At 71.9% G+C, this 17,128-nt stretch carries 16 protein-coding genes; 8 read left to right on the top strand and 8 right to left on the bottom strand.

What is annotated here, in order from left to right:
- Together VG869_00680 and VG869_00675 are read left to right on the top strand one after the other, a co-directional pair.
- The coding region (locus VG869_00680) for a hypothetical protein (GenBank protein ID HEV3449694.1) at nt 1-250 on the top strand (250 nt) is incomplete at its 5' end.
- A gap of 82 nt (nt 251-332) precedes the next feature.
- Entirely contained in the window at nt 333-1,001 is a 669-nt protein-coding gene (locus VG869_00675) for a hypothetical protein (protein ID HEV3449693.1), read from the top strand.
- A 53-nt stretch (nt 1,002-1,054) separates the two neighbouring features.
- Here the strand turns inward: VG869_00675 and VG869_00670 are convergent, their stop codons facing one another.
- Nucleotides 1,055-2,299 (bottom strand): lipase family protein, encoded by a 1,245-nt coding sequence (locus tag VG869_00670; GenBank protein HEV3449692.1) that lies wholly within the window; start codon nt 2,297-2,299, stop codon nt 1,055-1,057.
- A 160-nt stretch (nt 2,300-2,459) separates the two neighbouring features.
- On the opposite strand from VG869_00670, the gene VG869_00665 reads away from it, so the two are divergent.
- Nucleotides 2,460-3,245, top strand: coding sequence for a class I SAM-dependent methyltransferase (locus tag VG869_00665; GenBank protein ID HEV3449691.1), 786 nt, complete (start codon nt 2,460-2,462; stop codon nt 3,243-3,245).
- A gap of 100 nt (nt 3,246-3,345) precedes the next feature.
- Nucleotides 3,346-5,757 (top strand): lysylphosphatidylglycerol synthase domain-containing protein, encoded by a 2,412-nt coding sequence (locus tag VG869_00660; GenBank protein ID HEV3449690.1) that lies wholly within the window; start codon nt 3,346-3,348, stop codon nt 5,755-5,757.
- A 12-nt stretch (nt 5,758-5,769) separates the two neighbouring features.
- Here VG869_00660 and VG869_00655 read toward each other — a convergent pair whose 3' ends face one another.
- The 3 genes from VG869_00655 to VG869_00645 form a co-directional block, all read right to left on the bottom strand.
- The gene (locus VG869_00655) at nt 5,770-6,483 is read right to left on the bottom strand and encodes a VOC family protein (GenBank protein ID HEV3449689.1); all 714 of its coding nucleotides are present in this window, start codon (nt 6,481-6,483) and stop codon (nt 5,770-5,772) included.
- Between the two features lie 134 nt (nt 6,484-6,617).
- Nucleotides 6,618-7,304, bottom strand: a complete 687-nt coding sequence (locus VG869_00650; GenBank protein ID HEV3449688.1) for a hypothetical protein — start codon at nt 7,302-7,304, stop codon at nt 6,618-6,620.
- Nucleotides 7,305-7,398: 94 nt separating this feature from the next.
- Entirely contained in the window at nt 7,399-7,665 is a 267-nt protein-coding gene (locus VG869_00645) for a YdeI/OmpD-associated family protein (protein HEV3449687.1), read from the bottom strand.
- A 205-nt stretch (nt 7,666-7,870) separates the two neighbouring features.
- On the opposite strand from VG869_00645, the gene VG869_00640 reads away from it, so the two are divergent.
- The 3 genes from VG869_00640 (at nt 7,871) to VG869_00630 (ending at nt 10,772) form a co-directional block, all read left to right on the top strand.
- Entirely contained in the window at nt 7,871-8,338 is a 468-nt protein-coding gene (locus VG869_00640) for a hypothetical protein (protein ID HEV3449686.1), read from the top strand.
- Nucleotides 8,339-8,596: 258 nt separating this feature from the next.
- Nucleotides 8,597-9,676, top strand: a complete 1,080-nt coding sequence (locus VG869_00635; GenBank protein HEV3449685.1) for a Stp1/IreP family PP2C-type Ser/Thr phosphatase — start codon at nt 8,597-8,599, stop codon at nt 9,674-9,676.
- A gap of 124 nt (nt 9,677-9,800) precedes the next feature.
- Entirely contained in the window at nt 9,801-10,772 is a 972-nt protein-coding gene (locus tag VG869_00630; protein HEV3449684.1) for a TauD/TfdA family dioxygenase, read from the top strand.
- Here VG869_00630 and VG869_00625 read toward each other — a convergent pair.
- The 3 genes from VG869_00625 to VG869_00615 form a co-directional block, all read right to left on the bottom strand.
- The gene (locus VG869_00625) at nt 10,766-12,403 is read right to left on the bottom strand and encodes a thiamine pyrophosphate-binding protein (GenBank protein ID HEV3449683.1); all 1,638 of its coding nucleotides are present in this window, start codon (nt 12,401-12,403) and stop codon (nt 10,766-10,768) included. The two genes, VG869_00630 and VG869_00625, sit on opposite strands and share 7 nt — an antisense overlap.
- Nucleotides 12,400-12,732, bottom strand: a complete 333-nt coding sequence (locus VG869_00620; GenBank protein HEV3449682.1) for a hypothetical protein — start codon at nt 12,730-12,732, stop codon at nt 12,400-12,402. The genes VG869_00625 and VG869_00620 overlap by 4 nt, the downstream gene beginning before the upstream one ends.
- Nucleotides 12,733-12,809: 77 nt before the next feature.
- On the bottom strand, nt 12,810-13,589 hold the full coding sequence (locus tag VG869_00615; GenBank protein HEV3449681.1) for an SDR family NAD(P)-dependent oxidoreductase: 780 nt from the start codon (nt 13,587-13,589) through the stop codon (nt 12,810-12,812).
- 211 nt (nt 13,590-13,800) lie between these two features.
- Here VG869_00615 and VG869_00610 point away from each other — a divergent pair, with 211 nt between their 5' ends.
- On the top strand, nt 13,801-15,018 hold the full coding sequence (locus VG869_00610; GenBank protein HEV3449680.1) for a CoA transferase: 1,218 nt from the start codon (nt 13,801-13,803) through the stop codon (nt 15,016-15,018).
- Here the strand turns inward: VG869_00610 and VG869_00605 are convergent.
- On the bottom strand, nt 15,015-17,099 hold the full coding sequence (locus VG869_00605; protein HEV3449679.1) for an ABC transporter permease: 2,085 nt from the start codon (nt 17,097-17,099) through the stop codon (nt 15,015-15,017). The genes VG869_00610 and VG869_00605 overlap by 4 nt on opposite strands.
- Between the last annotated feature and the right edge of the window lie 29 nt (nt 17,100-17,128).

The raw sequence follows: 17,128 nt of genomic DNA, 5'->3' as shown, positions 1-17,128 counted from the left end.
CGCCATGACGTCGAGCCGCGCCTACCGGCGGGCCATGCCGCAAGAGGAGGCGGTCGCCGAGCTGTACCGCAACGCCGGACGCCAGTTCGACGAGTCGTGCGTGCAGGCGCTGCTGCGGGTGCTCGACCGCCGGGGCGAGCGGTACGGCGCTGGGGTCGAGACCGTGGCCGCCCTCACGCAGTTCGCGGTGGCTCCCCCGGTGGTGGGCGTGGGCTCGGCCGGCCTCGGCGACCTCGCCAGCGAGTCCTGAGGCCACGGCCACGGGCCTCGCAGCGCACGGCTGACCGCGACCGTTCAGCTCGCGGCGCGAAGGTGCGTGCGAGACTCGGCCGGTGGGTCGCATCGACCAGCTGATCGCGCAGACCGGCGGCGTTGCCGAGCCGGTCGGGCCCCGAAGCGCGTGGCCGGCCGCCGCGGTGGTGACCGCCCGGTTCCGCGGGCCGCCCCGCGCGGCCGCCGTCGCCCGGTTCCTGAACTGGTTCCGTCTCGCCTTCGTCACCCGTGCGGTCACGAACCGAGAGCGAACCGCGGTCATCGGGATCGGCGGCACGCGTGCGAGCGCGATCGTGGCCACCGGCGTGGTCGGCGCCTGGCTGGCGCCCCGGCTCCCCCGGTGGATGGTGCTCGCCGCCGTGGTCGGTGTGGTCGCGGCGGCGGCGCGGCGCCGTCGCCTGGAGCGCCTGGTCTGGATCCGTCGAACCCTGCTCCGGGAGGCCCCCGACGCGGTCGTGGTCGGCGAGTTCGCGGCGCTGGAGCCCGGTGCCGGCATCACCTTTGCCACCGAGGCGCTCGACGCGCTCGCGAGCGCGGCCGTCGTCCCGCTCGCCTTGACGGTGCAGTCGACCGATGACCGGCGAGCCCGCGCCCTGCTCCGCCTGTACGAGGGCCGGCTCCACTTCGAGGTGGTCGCCCGGCATCACATCGGCGACAGCGACGTCGTCGTCATGCTCCGCCGACCGTCGGCGATCGCGGGACGGCCGGCGCTCCGGGCCGTGCGCTGAGCATTTCCCGGCCGCGGGCTCGACGAGCCGCGCGCCGAGCAAGCCTCGGCGGCTCAGCAGTTGGACGGCGGCGAGATCCCAGCGAGGCGGTCGGCCATCCAGCTCTCGACGTCGCGCACCGACGCGTCCCGAGCCCCGACGTGGTCCTGGCCTGGGTAGACGCGGTACAGCACGCTGTCGCCGTCCGCGCAGGCGCGCTGCACGTATTGGTCCGTCTGGGCCTGCGGGACGAGCAGGTCGCGATCGCCCTGGATCACGAGCACGGGGGCGGCGCTGGACACGGTGCCGGCCCGCTCCTGGCGGAGCAGCGCGGCGACGGCGGGGACGTCGACCGGGCTGTGCGCCAGGACCTGGGCCGGGGTTCGCTGGGCGAAGTAGTCGATCACGTCGTCGCTGCAGAGCTGGTCGACGACGTTGAGGTTCCCGAGCGTCTCGGGGGTGAGGACGCCGGAGAGATCCACGCTCGGGTACGCGGCGTGGAGGCCGACCATGGCCATCACGACGTACCCGAGCAGCGCCGGCGTCTGGCTGGCCGTCGGCAGCAGGGCGGCCGGGTCGCTCACCGGCGCCACCGCGGTCACGCCGAGGAGGTGCAGCTGGGGGGCGTAGCTGTGGGCGAGCTCGCCGGCGAACAGGGCCGCCTGGCCGCCTTGTGAGTGCCCGTAGACGAGGACGTTCGCGCTCGCGTCCGCGGCCGGCAGCTGCTGGGCGGCGCGGGCGATGTCGAGCACCCCGCGTGCCTCGCTCGGGCCGACGAGATACGGGTGCTCGCCCGGTGTGCCGAGGCCCTCGTAGTCGGTCGCGGCCACCACGTAGCCGGACCGCAGGAAGTCGCGGACGCCGGTGATTCGGTACGTGACGTCGATGGCACGGGACGGGGCGCACGAGTCGGCCAGTCCGTGGGTGCCGTGGGCCCAGCTCACGACCGGACGGCCTCCGCCCGGCCCCTTGCCGGTCGGCGCCACGACCACGCCGGACACCGCGACGTCGCGACCGTCGACGGCGCGGGAGTGGTAGAGCACCCTCCATCCCCGAGCGCCGGCCGGGGCGATGATCGGGGTCGCGGAGATGAGCTCGCCGGGGCGGCCCGCCTTGCTGCGCCCGCCGGCCGACGAGGCCGCGCCCGCCGGGACCCGGGACGCGCCCGCCAGCGTGGCCCCGAACGGCCCCGCGACCAGCAGCGCGACGCCCACGAGGATCGCGGCGACGCCACGGGCCCGACCGTGCTCACCCATGCGTGTTCCCACTCCCAGCCGTGCGTCGCCCTGGAACCAGAGCCGCTCCGTCCCGTCCAGCATCGGCACTATCCGCCTCCGCCTTGACTCGGGACGCCGGTCCCGCCCGACCCCGGGCCGCCGGCGGCGGTCCGCAGCGACGGTAGGCCGCCGCCTCCGGCGGGCCGGCGCGGCGCCGGTCTCGTCGGAGCCGACCGCGGCCCGCCCGGGCCATACTCGCCCGGTGGCGGAGACGTCGTCCCGGAGCTTCGACCGGGCGGCGCCCTACTACGACGCCACCCGCGGGCTCGGGGCCGCCGCGACGGCGAGCGTCACCGAGCTCCTCGTCTCCGAGCTCGACGGCCGCGGCGCCTGCCTCGAGGTCGGCGTCGGCACCGGTCGCGTCGCGCTGCCCCTCCACGAGGCCGGCGTCCCGATGACCGGCGTCGACCTCTCGCGCCCGATGATGACCGTGCTCATCGAGAAGGCCGGCGGAATCGCGTTCCCGTTGGTCCAAGGGGACGCGACCGCGTTGCCGTTCCCGGCGGCGTGGTTCGCTGCCGGCGTGGTGTCGCACGTGTTCCACCTCATCCCGGCGTGGCGGACGGCCCTCGTCGAGCTGGCGCGGGTGGTTCGGCCCGGCGGCCTCGTCCTCAGCGACCTAGGGAGCCACGACCGCAGCACCCTGCGCCGGGCCGTGCGTGACCGCTTCCGACACGAGCTCGGGTCGGACGCCGGCGAGCACCCCGGCGCCCGCCACGACGGCGAGGAGCTGGCCGCGGCGCTGCGCGGGCTCGGCGCCCGCCAGCGGTCCCTCCCGCTCGTGCGGGCCACCCGCACGACGACGCTCGACTCCATGATCAACAGCCTCGAGGCCGGGCACTGGTCGTGGACCTGGGACGTGCCCGCAGTCGTCCTGCGCGCCGCCGCGGAGCGGACCCGGGCCTGGGCCGCGACCGAGCACGGCGCGCTCGACTCGTCCGTCGTGGCCGAGGTCGAGGTGCGCTGGCTGGCGTTCGACCTGCCCTGACGCCGCCGCGTCGGCCGGCCGCGACCGCCCGAATCGGGTGCTCGACGCGTCGCCGTCCCGCCGCGGCCCGACGGCGGGTGCATGCCAAGGTTGGGTCGTGGTGAGCGCGCGGACGAAGGCGACCGGGGTGCTCGAGCGGGCCCGGCGGTTGCGGGCTTCGACCTTCGGGCCGGCGTCGGAGGAGCCGTACCGACGTCGGACGAGCGACTGGATCCGAGTGGCGGTCGCGGTCGTGCTCCTCGTCGTCTCGGCGCAGCACGCCAGCAGCATCACCGCCACCGAGCAGTCCGTCTTCGACTTCTTCAACACGCTGCCGGACTGGCTGCTGCCGGTCTTCAACACCGTCTACCGGCTCAGCGGGCTCTGGGCCGTCGCCCTCGTGGTCGGGGCGGCGCTGTTCGGACGCCGGTGGCGGCTGGCCCGCGACCTCTTCCTCGCCGGCCTGCTCGCCTGGGGGTTCGGCCGCTTGCTCGGGCAGATCGTGGTCGAGGGCGCCAGCTTCGGTCACAGCCTCGGCGAGGTCGCCCGCCTCGGCACGTCGCCGGCGTTTCCGGCCGTGCGCCTGGCGCTGCTCACCGCGGTGGTCCGGGCGGCGCGGCCGTACGTGACCCGGCCGACACGGCGAGTGGGGACCCTCCTCGTGATCGGCTGCGCCCTCGCGCCGATGTACCTGGGCAACGCGTACCCGAACGACGTGTTCGCCGGACTGGTGCTCGGCTGGGCCGTCGCCGCCGCCGTGCACCTCGCCTTCGGCTCTCCCGGTGGGCGCCCGACCTCCGAGCAGGTCCGCCGCTCGGTGGCCGAGCTCGGGATCGACGCCGCCGACGTCCGGCTGGCGTCGCGGCAGCTCACTGGCTCCACGCTGATGACCGCCGAGGACCGGCACGGCCCGGTCCGGATCAAGGTCATCGGCCGCGACGAGGCCGACGCCCAGTTCCTCGCCAAGTTCTGGCGGTTCATCGTGTACCGGGACTCCGGGCCCGCGCTGGCGTGGACCCGTCTCCAGCAGGTGGAGCACGAGGCGTTCCTGATGCTCTTGGCCCAGGACCGGGGCGTGCGGGTCCCGTCGGTCCTGGCGGCCGGGACCGCCGGGCCGCGCGCGGCCCTCCTCGTCCTCCGGCCCGTCGCCGGGGCCCAGCTCTCCGACCTCGATCCCAGCGCGGTCGACGATGCCGTCGTGGCGGAGACCTGGCGGCAGGTCGCGGCGCTCCACGCCGGCCATCTCGTGCACGGCCAGCTCGACGCCGACCACGTCGTGGTCGGCCCCGACGGGCCGTACCTGGTCGGGTTCGCGGCCGGGAGCTCGAGCGCCCGCGCGCGACGAGTGGCGGTGGACGTGGCCCAGCTCCTCGGCGCGACCGCCGGTCTCGTCGGCGAGCGTCGGGCCGTCGAGGCTGCCGCCGCGACGCTCGGGCGACAGCCCGTGCTCGACGCGCTGCCCTTCTTGCAGGCGCCGGTGCTCACCCGCGCCACCCGCCAGCAGCTGGCGGCCCGGCACGGGCAGGTGCGTCGCTACCTGGGCCAGCTGCGGGCGACGGCCGGGGAGGTCCTCGGCGTCGAACCCCCCGAGCCCGTGCAGCTGCAACGGATCCGCGGGTCGAGCCTGGCCCTGGCGATCGGCACGCTCGTCGCCGCCGGCGTCCTGCTCAGCGACGTCGGCGAGCCCTCCATGGTGCTGCACACGTTCGGCGCCGCCGACTGGTCGTGGCTGGCTCTGGCCTTCGTGGCGTCCTTCGCGTCGAACGTCGGGTTCGCCGTGGGTCTGCAAGGCACCGTCCCGCTGCGGCTCCCGCTGTGGCCGACGACCGAGCTCCAGGTGGCCATGTCGTTCTCGAACCTCGCCGTGCCGGGGATCGGCGGCACGGGCATGCAGGTGCGCTTCCTCCAGAAGCGGGGAATCGACCTCAGCTCCGCCGTCGCCGCGGGTGGCCTGCTGAGCACGATCGGGAACCTCGCCGCCGCGGTCCTCTTGTTCGCGCTGGCGCTGGTCGTCGAGCCCGCCCACGTGGACCTGTCGCTGCTGCCGACCACCGGCCTCGTCGAGCTGACGCTGTACACGGGGGCGGCCATCGGCGTGGCCGCGGCCATCATCGGCGGTGTCCCTCGCGTCCGCCGAGCCGTCATGCCGCCGGTGGTGCGCGCCGCGTCCACGATCTGGCTGGCGCTCCGATCGCCACGGCAGGTGGCGCTGCTCCTCGGTGGCAACGTGGCGGCCACGCTCCTGGCCACGTGGTGCCTCGTCGCGTGCCTGCTCGCCTTCGGCGGGCATGTCTCGTTCTGGCCGCTCCTCGCGGCAAACATCGGGGTCATCACGATCGCGCAGATCGTTCCGATTCCCGGCGGCGGGACCGCGGTCGGGACGGTCGGCCTCTCCGCGGTGCTCGTCGCGTTCGGCGTCCGCGAGGACATCGCGGTCGCCACCGCGCTCGCGAACCAGCTCATCTACTTCTACGTCCCGGCCATCCCCGGTTGGTTCGCGACTCGACACCTCGCTCGTCACGACTACCTGTGATCGGCGCGGCTACTAGCTGTCAGCCAACGGTCGCCGCTCCTCGAGCGGTGACCCTGACCCGCCGTCTGGTGACACCGTCGCCCCGGCACGGTTCGGGTTGTCGGTGGGTGGCAGTGAGCGGGGCTCGGTGGGAGAACGGCGGTGCCGGCCGCGTTCGAGGTAAAGATCCCGCGGCCAGTAGCGCGTGGGGGTGATGCCTTCAGCCTCGATCAAGTCCGCCCTGACCTGGTCGTACTCGTAGCAGTTCAACTCGTACTGGTTTCCCCACGGATCGACGAGGTCGTAGGCCCAGCACAAGTCGAAATCGATCACGTCGCTCGGCATCAGGGGCAGTCCGGCCGGGCTGTCAATTCCACGCGGCAACGATCGTGCGAACTCGGCGAACACACCGGCGTCGACACTGAAAGCGACGCCCGTCTGTTGCGGGATCATCGGATGCCCCTCGCCGGCTTCGAACAGCGCCAACATCGTGCGTCCGCCGTCCGCAGAGATCTGGAGCGGTCCGCCCTCGAAGCCCGAGGCCCAGAAATCGAACCGCTCGACAGGTTCGAAGCCCAGGTGGTCGGAGTACCAGGCAGCAGCCTGCGCTCGATCGGGCACTCGGATGTGGACGTGATCGAGCCGTCCCATGCGGAACCGCGCGCCCCTGGTCACGCGGCCACCGTACGCCTCCACCGCCACGGTCGAATGCCGCACCACCGCGAGAGCCTCCAAGACGCGGGCCACGTGATCGTGTGCCGGGCATCCGGCGATCGGGGGCACTCACGACGGCGACTCGGCAGCCGTGGCTGTCGCGGTGACCGCGTCGCTGCTCGCGTTCGGCCAAGATCGGGTTGATGGCGCCGTCGTCGGCCTCGCAGCTACTCCGGGATGCCCGTGAGATCCCCTTTCGCGGCTGGGACCTCTCGGTGCTCGGCGATCGTCTCGTTGTCGACCCGCCGCCATGGTCGTTTGAACAAATCGTCGACGACGACGCGGGCCGAGCGGCTTCGATGCTCGACATGGGAACCGGGGGCGGTGAGTGGCTGAGCGGCCGGCGGCACCCGGCTCTCACGGTGGCGACCGAGAGCTGGCCTCCGAACGTTCCCGTCGCCGCGGCTCGGCTCGGACCTGTTGGCATCGCGGTCGTGCACGACGAGGGCGCGATCGACAATGTCGATCAGGCGACCCGCAACCCCCGCGGTCGACTCGCCTTTCGGGAGGCGGCGTTCGACCTGGTGGTCAACCGCCACGAATCCTTCGTAGCGGTTGAAGTCCGCCGGGTGTTGCGCGACGGCGGCGTCTTCGTCACGCAGCAGGCCGGGTCGGGAGCGGAACGGCTTCACGAGCTCCTCGCACTCGAGCAGCCCCTTGACGACGACTTTCACATCGAGCTCGCGGTCGAGCAACTCCAGCGAGCGGGCCTCCGCATTGAACGGGCCGCAGTCGGCACGGCAACGACTGTGTTCGCCGACATCGGCGCGCTCGCCTGGTACCTCACCAACGTGCCGTGGGGTGTCCGCGACTTCTCGATCGAGCGTCACGAAGACGCGCTGCTCCGCCTTCACGGCCGACCCATCCGGGTCCCCTCCGAGCGGTTCTGGGTCCGAGCGCGCGCGTAGGCAGCCACAGAGCCGGCGATGGCTGGCACGCAGGCGACCGCTATCTGCCGGTGCGCTCGCGGTGCTTGCACCCTGGCCAGCAGCACGGCCGACGCTGGCCTTCCTCCAGCTCCTCCTCGGTCCGGCGAATGCGGCGTTCTCGGGTCATCTCCTGCTTGGCGTCCTCGACCCAGCAGATGAACTCGTTCCGGGCCAGAGGCGTGATGTCCTTCCAGGCATCGAGTGCCGTGGTGTTGGCGATCAGCGCGTTGCGCAGGTCTCCTGGAAGCTTGTGCACCACCCCACCGGGCACTCGCAGGCTGCTCACAGGGCGACGGTACAGCGCGTCGTGTCCGCTCGGAGATTTCTAGCCGCGCACGAGGCCTGCCGTGATGCCATACCGGGCGGTCGGAATGGGCGCGTAGTTGTCGTCACCAAACCGGCGTTCTGGGGCGGACCCAAATCTCCCTCCCGCCACCGGAGTCATCAGGCTTAGGTTCGCCGGTGATGAGGACACTCGTCGCGGGTGCACCGTGCTCGGGAAGACGACCGTGTCGCGACTGCTTCGAGAATCCCACCGTCGGAATGCGGTTGACTGCGACGACGAGCTCGCACGCCTCAATGGCGCCGCATGGCCGGGCGACTTCGACACGAAGAACCACGTGCTGCTTCCCCGGGTGCTGCACGCGGCGACCATCAGCGACGACATCTTGCTGTTCAACAGCTACACGCCGCTCGTATACGTACGGAGACTCCGACGAGCCGGATTCCGCATCGTGCTCCTCGACGTCTCGGACGAAGAGTTGCTGCGGCGCCACGCGCAGAGGCTCGCAGAGGAAGGCTGGACGAACGCCCAGTGGTTCGAAACCAGCAAGGCCACCATCGAGGAGCTGCGAGCGACCGGCTGGATTGACCGCACGGCCTCCGGTAGTGCTCCGCCGCACGAGATCGCCTCGACTCTCCTGAGGGTCCACTCGGCACCTGCTTTCCCCTCCACGTAGGGCCGCTCGGCCACGATCGAACGCTCTCACCGGGCAGTCGGGGGCAGAGCGGGCCGCCTGTGTCGGCGCGGGTCTGGGACACCGATCGGTCCTGCTTCTTTTGTCCAGATCGCCGACTCGGTACGGGTGCCGACGCGTCGCGGCGACTCAAGCACCTGTCGTTCTGGCGCGTGTACCCGCCGATCGAACGTGGTTGACGGGCAATCTGGTCCGGCGGCGCTTGACCTTCACCCAAGGGAAGGGTTCATGCTGCATTGCGTGGACGACCTCATGCCGATCGGGGAGTTCTCGGAGCGCTCCGGTCTGTCATCGAAGCGCCTGCGGAGCTACGCAACCGCTGGACTCCTCGTCCCGGCGGCGGTCGATTCGGCATCGGGCTACCGGTACTACTCCCCGGGTCAGTTGCGCGACGCCCAGCTGATCGACGCCCTGCGAGAGGCGGGCATGCCGCTCGCCGACATCGCAGCACTCCTTGGTGATCCCTCGTGCGATCAGCTAGATGCCTGGGCGAGGCGAGTGGACATCGATGCAGAGCACCGGCACAAGGCCCTCGACCTCGCCCGACGTCTGTTGTCGATCGAGGCCACGTCGCTCACACCCATCGACAATGAGCGCTCAGGGAAGGAATCGATGATGAGATTGAGGACGGTCAGCCACACCGACATCGGCCGGGTGCGCGAGAACAACGAAGACGCCGCCGTGAGCAATGACCACCTTGTGGCGGTCGCGGACGGGATGGGAGGTCATCCGGGAGGCGAGGTCGCATCCACGGTCGCGGTCGCGCTCGTGCAGGCCGCCTTCACCGGGCGGTCGCTCGATGAGCTTCAAGCGGCGGTGCGGGCAGCCAACCGGGCGATCTGGGACCGCGCTGGCGCGAGTGCCGAGTTGGAGGGCATGGGCACAACAGTCTGTGCGGCTGGCCTGACCGGAGACGGAAGCCTCGTGGTCGTCAACGTTGGCGACAGCCGTGCCTGCGTGTTCCGCAACGGCTCGTTGACGCAACTGACCGACGACCACAGCGTGACTGCCGAGCTGGTGCGGCGCGGGGAACTGAGCGAACAAGAGGCCGTCGATCATCCTCACCGCGGCATCCTCACCCGAGCGCTCGGAGTCGGGCCGGATGTTGAGCTCGACAGTGCGGCCCACCCTGCCGTGGAAGGCGATCGCCTTCTCGTGTGCACTGACGGCCTCTCCAATGAGGTGCCCAACGACGAGATCGCGTCGTTGATGGCGTCGACCGAGGACCTCCAGGCGACTGCCGACGCGCTCGTCGAGCTGGCCCTATCCCGGGGCGGTCGTGACAACGTCGCCGTCGTGGTCGCAGAGATCAGCGCCTGAGCGCGGGGGCTGCTCACCGGCTCAAGAGACGGAGTTTCCCGACAATGGCACGGCAGGCGGGGCCCCGCCGTCCCGGTGTGCCATCCTTCGTTGGCCCCGCCGCCCCCTCGCTGAGGAGCGTTCGATGTCGGAAGCCACCGCGCTCGAGCCCGGCGGCCCGGCCGATGACGCGGGCGACCGTCCGCGAGCGGCTCGCATCCACCTCGCCCCCTACGACGTCGTCGTGGGGCCGGTGGGGCACCTCGCGGCGGAGCGCGCCCGTCTCGCCGCGCTCCGCTGGAGCGCCTTCGACGCCCAGCCGGTCGGTGCGACCCTCGGCGCCGACATCTCGGGGATCGATCTCACGGCCGCGCTGCCCGACGCGGTCATCGCCGAGCTTCGCCAGGCGTTGCTGGACTACAAGGTCCTGTTCTTCCGGGACCAGACGCTGACACCGGTACAGCACGTCGCCTTCGCTCGCCGGTTCGGCGAGCTCGAGATCCATCCGTTCATCGCCTCGAACACCGAGCAGCCGGAGCTGGTGCGCTTCGCGAAGTCGGCCGACGTCGGGGGATACGAGAACGGGTGGCACCACGACGTGACGTGGCGGGAGTGCCCGTCGATGGGGGCGATCCTCCACGCCATCGAGGTGCCGGCGACGGGTGGGGACACCTTGTTCGCGGACATGTACGCCGCGTACGAGGGCCTCGACGAGGAGGTCAAAGAGCGAATCGACGGTCTCGTCGCCGTTCACGACTACGCCCGCGTCTTCGGGCACGTGATCGCGGACTCGGCGAAGGACGAGATGCGGGCGAAGTACCCGCCGGTAAAGCACCCCGTCGTCCGCCGTCATCCCGAGACCGGCCGCCGGCTGCTGTTCGTCAACCGCTTCTTCGTCAGCCACATCGTGGGCCTCGACGAGGCGGAGAGCACGGCCCTGATCGACCTGCTGTCCCGCCAGGCCGACACGATCGAGTACCAGTGCCGCTTCCGCTGGTCGAAGGACGGCGTCGCGTTCTGGGACAACCGCGTCGTGCAGCACTACGCGGTGTCCGACTACTGGCCCGACGTCCGGATCGTGGAGCGCGCCAGCGTCGTCGGCGACCGCCCCTACTGATTCGGCGACGGGGGCTGGTCCGGTCGCGGCGCGGGGGGCCCCAGGTACCGCCCGCCGAAGTACTCGGCCGCCGGCTCGACCAGCGCGTTCACGATGTAGGGCGCGGTCGAGGCGAGCGCCCGCTCGAGGGCAGGGCGGATCTCCTCGGGACGCTCGATCAGCTCACCCTCGCCGTCGAACCCGCCGGCGAGCCGCTCGTAGTGGCGCACGCCGAGCGGCACCCATTGGGCGCTCCAGCCCCGATTGTTCATGATGAGGGTCACGATCGGCAGGCCGAACCGGGAGGCGGTGTCCAGCTCCATGGCGTGGAACCCGAACGAGCCGTCCCCGACCACCCACACGACCTGTGACCCCGGTCGAGCCAAGGCCGCCGCGATCGCGTAGCCGACGCCGTAGCCGATGTTCCCGAAGTTGCTCATGCTCGGCGTCCGGCCGGGCTGGTAGGCGGGGAAGGCCGCCCGCGTCCAGATCATGTTGAAGGCACCGTCGGCGACGACGGTGGCGTCGCGGTCGAGCAGGTCCCGCAGCTCCACGCAGAGGCGCATCGGGTGCATCGGCACCTGCGGCGACCGGGCCATCTCGGCCTGGTTGGCGGCGATCGCGGTGGCCTGGGCCCGCAGGTGCGCGACCCACTCGTCGGTCGCCAGCGGCTTCACGCTCTCGGTCAGCTGCCGGAGGGTGGCCTTGGCGTCGCCGACCAGCCCGGCGCTCACCGGGACGCGGTTCCGACCGATCTCTTGCGGGTTGACGTCGACCTGGATGAGGTGGTCGAGGTTGGGGAACCGGCCGTAGCCGAAGAAGTAGTCGAGCTGCTTCCCGACGCAGAGCAAGACGTCGGCCTGGTAGCAGAGGTTCTGCCAGTCCTGCCCGAAGCAAAAGGGGTGGTCGTCGGGGATCGTCCCGCGTGCGGCCTGGCGGGTCACGACCGGGATGCCGCTGTGCTCGACGAACTCGAGCAGCTCAGCGTCCGCGTCGGCCCACCACACGCCGCTGCCGACGACGAGCGCCGGCCGCCGCGCCGCCGCGAGCAGCGCCGCCGCCCGATCCACGAGCGCCGGTGCGGCAGCACCGCCACCGGTCTGCGGATCGAGGCGCGGGGGGACGTCGACCGCGCCGTCGTCGATCCGTGCGTGGACGAGGTCGATGGCGAGCTCGAGGTACACCGGCCCCGGCTTGCCGCTGCGGGCGGCGCGGAAGGCCAGCTCCACGTACTCCGGGATACGGTCGGCGTGGTGGACGCGGCGGGCCCACTTCGTCACGGACCGCACCAGCTCGAGCTGCTCGAGCGATTCGACCTCGCCCGTGTCCTGGCCGCGCTGAGTGGCCGCACCGGCGATGCACACGACCGGAGCGCCGTTCGCGTGGGCGTTGGCGAGCCCGGTGACGCAGTTCGTGATCCCCGGCGCCGCTGTCACCAGGCACACGCCCGGCTGGCGGGTGGCCAGCGCCCAGCCCTCGGCGGCGTAGGTCGCCGCCGCCTCGTGACGGACGTCGACGAGCGTCATCTCGGGGGCGGCCTGGATGGCCCACCACGTCGGGTTGATGTGACCGCCCCCGAGCCCGAAGACGTGCGTGACGCCGTGCCGTCGAAGGGCCTCGCAGACGAGCGCGCCGCCGTCGACGACGGTCACGGGTGGGCGCTCGCTCGGGCGAGGAGCTCGTCGAGACGCGCGGCGACGGCGGCAACCCGGTCGGCGCTCGGGGTCCTGTCGTTGAGCTGCGCGAGCGACTGCACGTCTGCCAGCGGGATCTCGTACGCCTCGGCGACGACCTCCGGCGCGGGCCCGCCGCGTGCAGGGTCGACGACGCCGATCGTGTTCCCGAACAGCGCGATCTCGTGGTAGCCGGCGACGAGCAGCATCCAGCCGAGGACGCAGCAGCCGCCCTCGCCGAGGAGGATGCCGGCGTTGAGGCGGCGCGGGAGGCCGGCGCGCGCGCGCTCGAGCAGGTCGGCCCTCACCGGCACCGCCGGTTCGGCAAGCGCCACGGTGGCCGAGCGACGGGCGTCACCGTCGACGGCTTCGCCACGCCGCGGCCTTAGGCCGGCGGGGCGGCGTAGCCGGGCACTACCGGCGGTCCGCCCACGTAGATCGTCTGGCCCGACAGGAAGCTGGCGGCGCGCGACACGAGGAAGAGAATGGGCCAGGCGATCTCCTCGGGGCGGCCGGCCCGACCGAAGCCGTTGGAACGCCCGCCGACCTGGTCGGGATCCTGCCCGATTCTCTCCATCGCCCGCACGAACCCCTCGGACTTGATCGCGCCGACCCCGACGCAGTTCACCCGGATCCCGTGCGGGGCGAGCGCGGCCGCGAACGACTCGGTGAGGTTCTCGACCCCGGCCTTCGCCGCGCCGTAGGGCGCGACGAACGGCAACCCGCGCTCGGCCGCGCCCGACGAGATGTTGACGATGGCTCCACGGCCACGCTCGGTCATCGGCCGGGCCGCGGCTTGGGAGAGGACGAACACGCTCCGCAGGTTCAGGTCGATCGAGTTGTGCCACCCGTCGAGGTCCCAGGCTTCGAGCGGTCGGGACTTCGATCCCCCGGCGTTGTTGACGAGGATGTCGAGCCGCCCGAAGGCGCTGATGGCCTCGTCGACCAGCGCCGTGCACGCGGCTGGGTCTCGGACGTCGGTCGGGACGACGAGGGCCCGGCGGCCGAGCGCTTCGACCTCGGCCGCGACCCGCTCGAGGTTCTCTCGTCGGCGGCTGGCGAGCGCGACGTCGGCCCCGTGCTCGGCGAGCACCAGCGCGGTGGCGCGCCCGATCCCAGTGCCTCCGCCCGTCACGATCGCGACCTGGTCACCGAGGTCGAACATCGGCTCCGGCGCGCTCACCGGCCCACCTCGATCGGGGATCGGCACCGGTGGCCGTCGGCGGTGACCGACGGCAGTCGGGGGCTCCGGTCGGCCGGCGCCGCCGCGGCCTTCAAGCGGCCTGTTTCCACGCGAGCACGGTAGAGGGTGGGCCGAGCTCCGCGCGGCGCTCGCGGCGGCGATGCCAGACTCGCTGCCGCCGAGAGGAGCAACGATGACCGAGATCTTGTCCGGGGTCCGCGTGCTCGAAGTCGCGTCGTGGACCTTCGTGCCCGCCGCCGGCGCCGTCCTCGCCGACTGGGGCGCGGACGTCGTGAAGATCGAGCACCCGGTCACGGGTGACCCGCAGCGGGGACTCATCAGCTCGGGCCTCGTGCCGGGCGCGGCCGGCGGCTTCAACTACATGATCGAGCAGCCGAACCGGGGGAAGCGCAGCGTCGGCATCGACCTCGCCAGTGGCGACGGACGGGAGCTGCTCTACCGGATCGCCGAGTCGAGCGACGTGTTCCTCACGAACTTCCTGCCCGACGCGCGGGCGCGGCTGCAGATCGACGTGGAGCACATCCGGGCCCGCAACCCAGCCATCGTCTACGTGCGCGGCAGCGGCCAGGGCCCCCGCGGCGACGATGCGGGCCGAGGCGGGTACGACGGCGCCTCCTACTGGGCCCGGGGCGGGATCGCCGCCGCCCTCACCCCGCGCGGCGTGGAGCCCCCGATCGGTCAGCGACCCGCGTTCGGGGACGTGATGGGGGGCATGGCGATCGCGGGCGGGATCGCGGCGGCGCTGCTCGCGCGCGAGCGAACCGGGACCGCCCCGGTGGTGGACGTCTCGCTCCTCGCGACCGCGCTGTGGAACCTGGCGCCGGACGTCGTCGCCTCCAAGCTGTTCGAGCACGTCGAGACCCCGAGCTTCGACGCCGGCGACTTCCCGAACCCACTGGTCGGCCTGTACCGCACCGAGGACGGGCGCTACGTGAGCCTCGTGATGCTCGAATCGGACCGGTACTGGCGCGACTTCTGCCTGCACCTCGGGCACCCGGAGCTTGTCGACGACCCGCGGTTCGTCGACGCCGCCGCTCGCTTCGAGCACCGTCGGGAGTGCCGCCGCCTGATCGCCGACATCTTCGCCGCCGCGCCCCTGGCGGTGTGGCGGGACCGGCTCGCCACGCTCGAGGGCGTGTGGGCGCCCGTGCAGACGGCCTTAGAGCTGCACGACGACCGACAAGTCGTCGCCAACGGGTACCTGCCGACCGTCGTCGCCGACGACGGCACCCCGGTGGCCCTCGTCGCGAACCCGGTTCAGTTCGACGAGTCGCCGCCCGCACTGCGCCGCGCCCCGGAGCACGGCCAGCACACCGAGGAGGTCCTCCTGGAGCTCGGCCTGTCCTGGGACGACCTCGTGCGCTTCAAGGAATCGGGGGCGATCCTCTAGCGAGACGCGCCCGGCGCGGGCACCGCGCTCGGTTCCCCGGCGGGCACGGCCGGGGCCGGCGTGGGTGCGGGGGCCGGCGGCGGCTTGGACCGCCGTCGCCGCAGGTCCTCGCCGACGCTGGGGATGATGCCTTCGGGGCGATACGCGATGCCGACGCCCGCGGCGCCGGGCCCGACCCGCATCCAGTACGTGAGGATCGTGACCCCGGGGAAGATCTCGGTGAGCCACGTGAAGGCCTGGAAGAAGAACCCGCCGAGCAAGGCACCGCTCACGACCCCGACGCCGCCCACGACGAGGAGGAGCGGGATCGCCAGCCCGGGGAGCATCTGGAAGTCCATGGTCCCCGCCGATCCGAGGACCACGCCGTACAGCGCGCCCGCGAACCCGGCGATCGCGGCGGAGACCGCGAATACCATGACCTTCGTCGCAATGAGGTTCACGCCGAACGTCGCGCACGCGGCCGGGCTGTCGCGCATGGCGATCAGCCGGCGTCCGAAGACGCCGCGCCGCAGCCAGACGACGAAGACGCCGATGCCGCCGAAGGCCACGGTGATGAAGAACAGGGTTCCGACGTCCTGGCCGAAGTGGAGGCCGAACACGCTGAACGGCTTGCCGAAGTCGAAGCCGAAGAGCCGAAGCGAGCGGATTCGCTTGGCGCCGGGCCCGAAGACCTCGGGCTGGTCGAAGAAGACGAACTCGGCCATGCGCGCGAAGGCCAGCGACGCCAACGCCAGGTAGAGACCCTGGAGCCGCAGCGCCGGCAGCACCATCAGCAGCCCGAACGGGACCGCGAACAGGGCCGCGACGACCAAGCCGCCGGTCGTCCCGAGCTGGGGGCCCCACTCGGCGAAGGCGAACGCGCCCGCGCCGGCGAAGGTGATCTGGGCGAGCGAGATCTGGCCCGCCCACCCGGTCAGCGGGACGAGCGAGAGCATGATGAAGGCGGTTGCGAGAGCCAGGGCGAGGCGCCGCACGTCGGGACGGTCGAGCAGGCCGGCCGCCACGACCACGCCTACGAAGAGCACGACCATGCCGCCGGCCGCCGTGCGGATCCGCGGCACGCGCGGCGCCAGCTCGAGCCTCGATCGACGTCCCTCGATCCGCGCTTGGGGCAGGAACAGCAAGGCCAGGAACAGGATGATCGTCGGGATCGCCGTCGACGCGGTGCTCCACCGACCGGCCCAGCTCAGGAAGTTCTCCTGGAAGGAGAGCGCCAGCCCGATCACAATCCCGCCCACGTACGTCCACGGCAGGCTGCGGAGCCGTCCGATGATCGCGGCCGCGAAGGCGTCGACGATGAGCAGCGTCAAGGTCTGGACGCTCAGCGCGCTCAGCTCTTCGGCGAGGAAGATGCCGGCGAGCGCGGCCATCGAGGACCCGAGCGCCCACGACACCATCGACATCCGGGCCGGTCGGGCGCCGTTCAGCGCCGCGAGCTCGCGGTTGTCGACCACGGCCCGCATGCCGATGCCGAGCCGCGTGTTGAAGAGCACGAAGCGGAGGAGGACCGCGATGCCGAGCCCGCCGATGATGGTGATAAGTCGGTACCACGGCACGAACGTCTGACCGACGTTGAAGCCGTCCGTCCCGAAGAAGGTTCCGACGCTGCGCGGCGTGTCCGGGTTCCACAGGATCGACGCCAGCCCGATGAAGAACAGCATCAGCCCGATCGTGGCGACGAGCTGCGCGACCAGGGACGCGTTCGCGAGGGGCCGGAACGCCCGCTCGATGATCGCGCCGACGAGCGGCGCCACGATGACCACCGTCAGCACCACCGCCAGGAGCGTCTGGATGCCGAGGTGGACCTTGAACTCCCAGTAGACGAACGCCATCATCATGCCGATCGCGCCCTGGGCGAAGTTGAAGATCCCGGACGTCGTGTAGGTGACGACGAGCCCGGCGGCGGCCACGGCGTAGATCGACCCCAGCGTTACGCCGACGACGACGAAGAAGAGCACGGAATCGAAGGTGACGGGGTTGCCGGCCCACGATTCCTCGATGACGCCGCCGAGGAAGATGGCGACGGCCAGTGCCGCTACGTACGTCAGGTGCTTGCGTCCGAACGCAAGGAAGGCCGGCACGAACCCTCGCTCCCCCTATCGCTCGGGCT

The organism is Acidimicrobiia bacterium, assembly GCA_035948415.1.
GTDB lineage: Bacteria > Actinomycetota > Acidimicrobiia > IMCC26256 > PALSA-555 > PALSA-555.
This window is presented reverse-complemented; position numbering and strand designations above follow the sequence as displayed.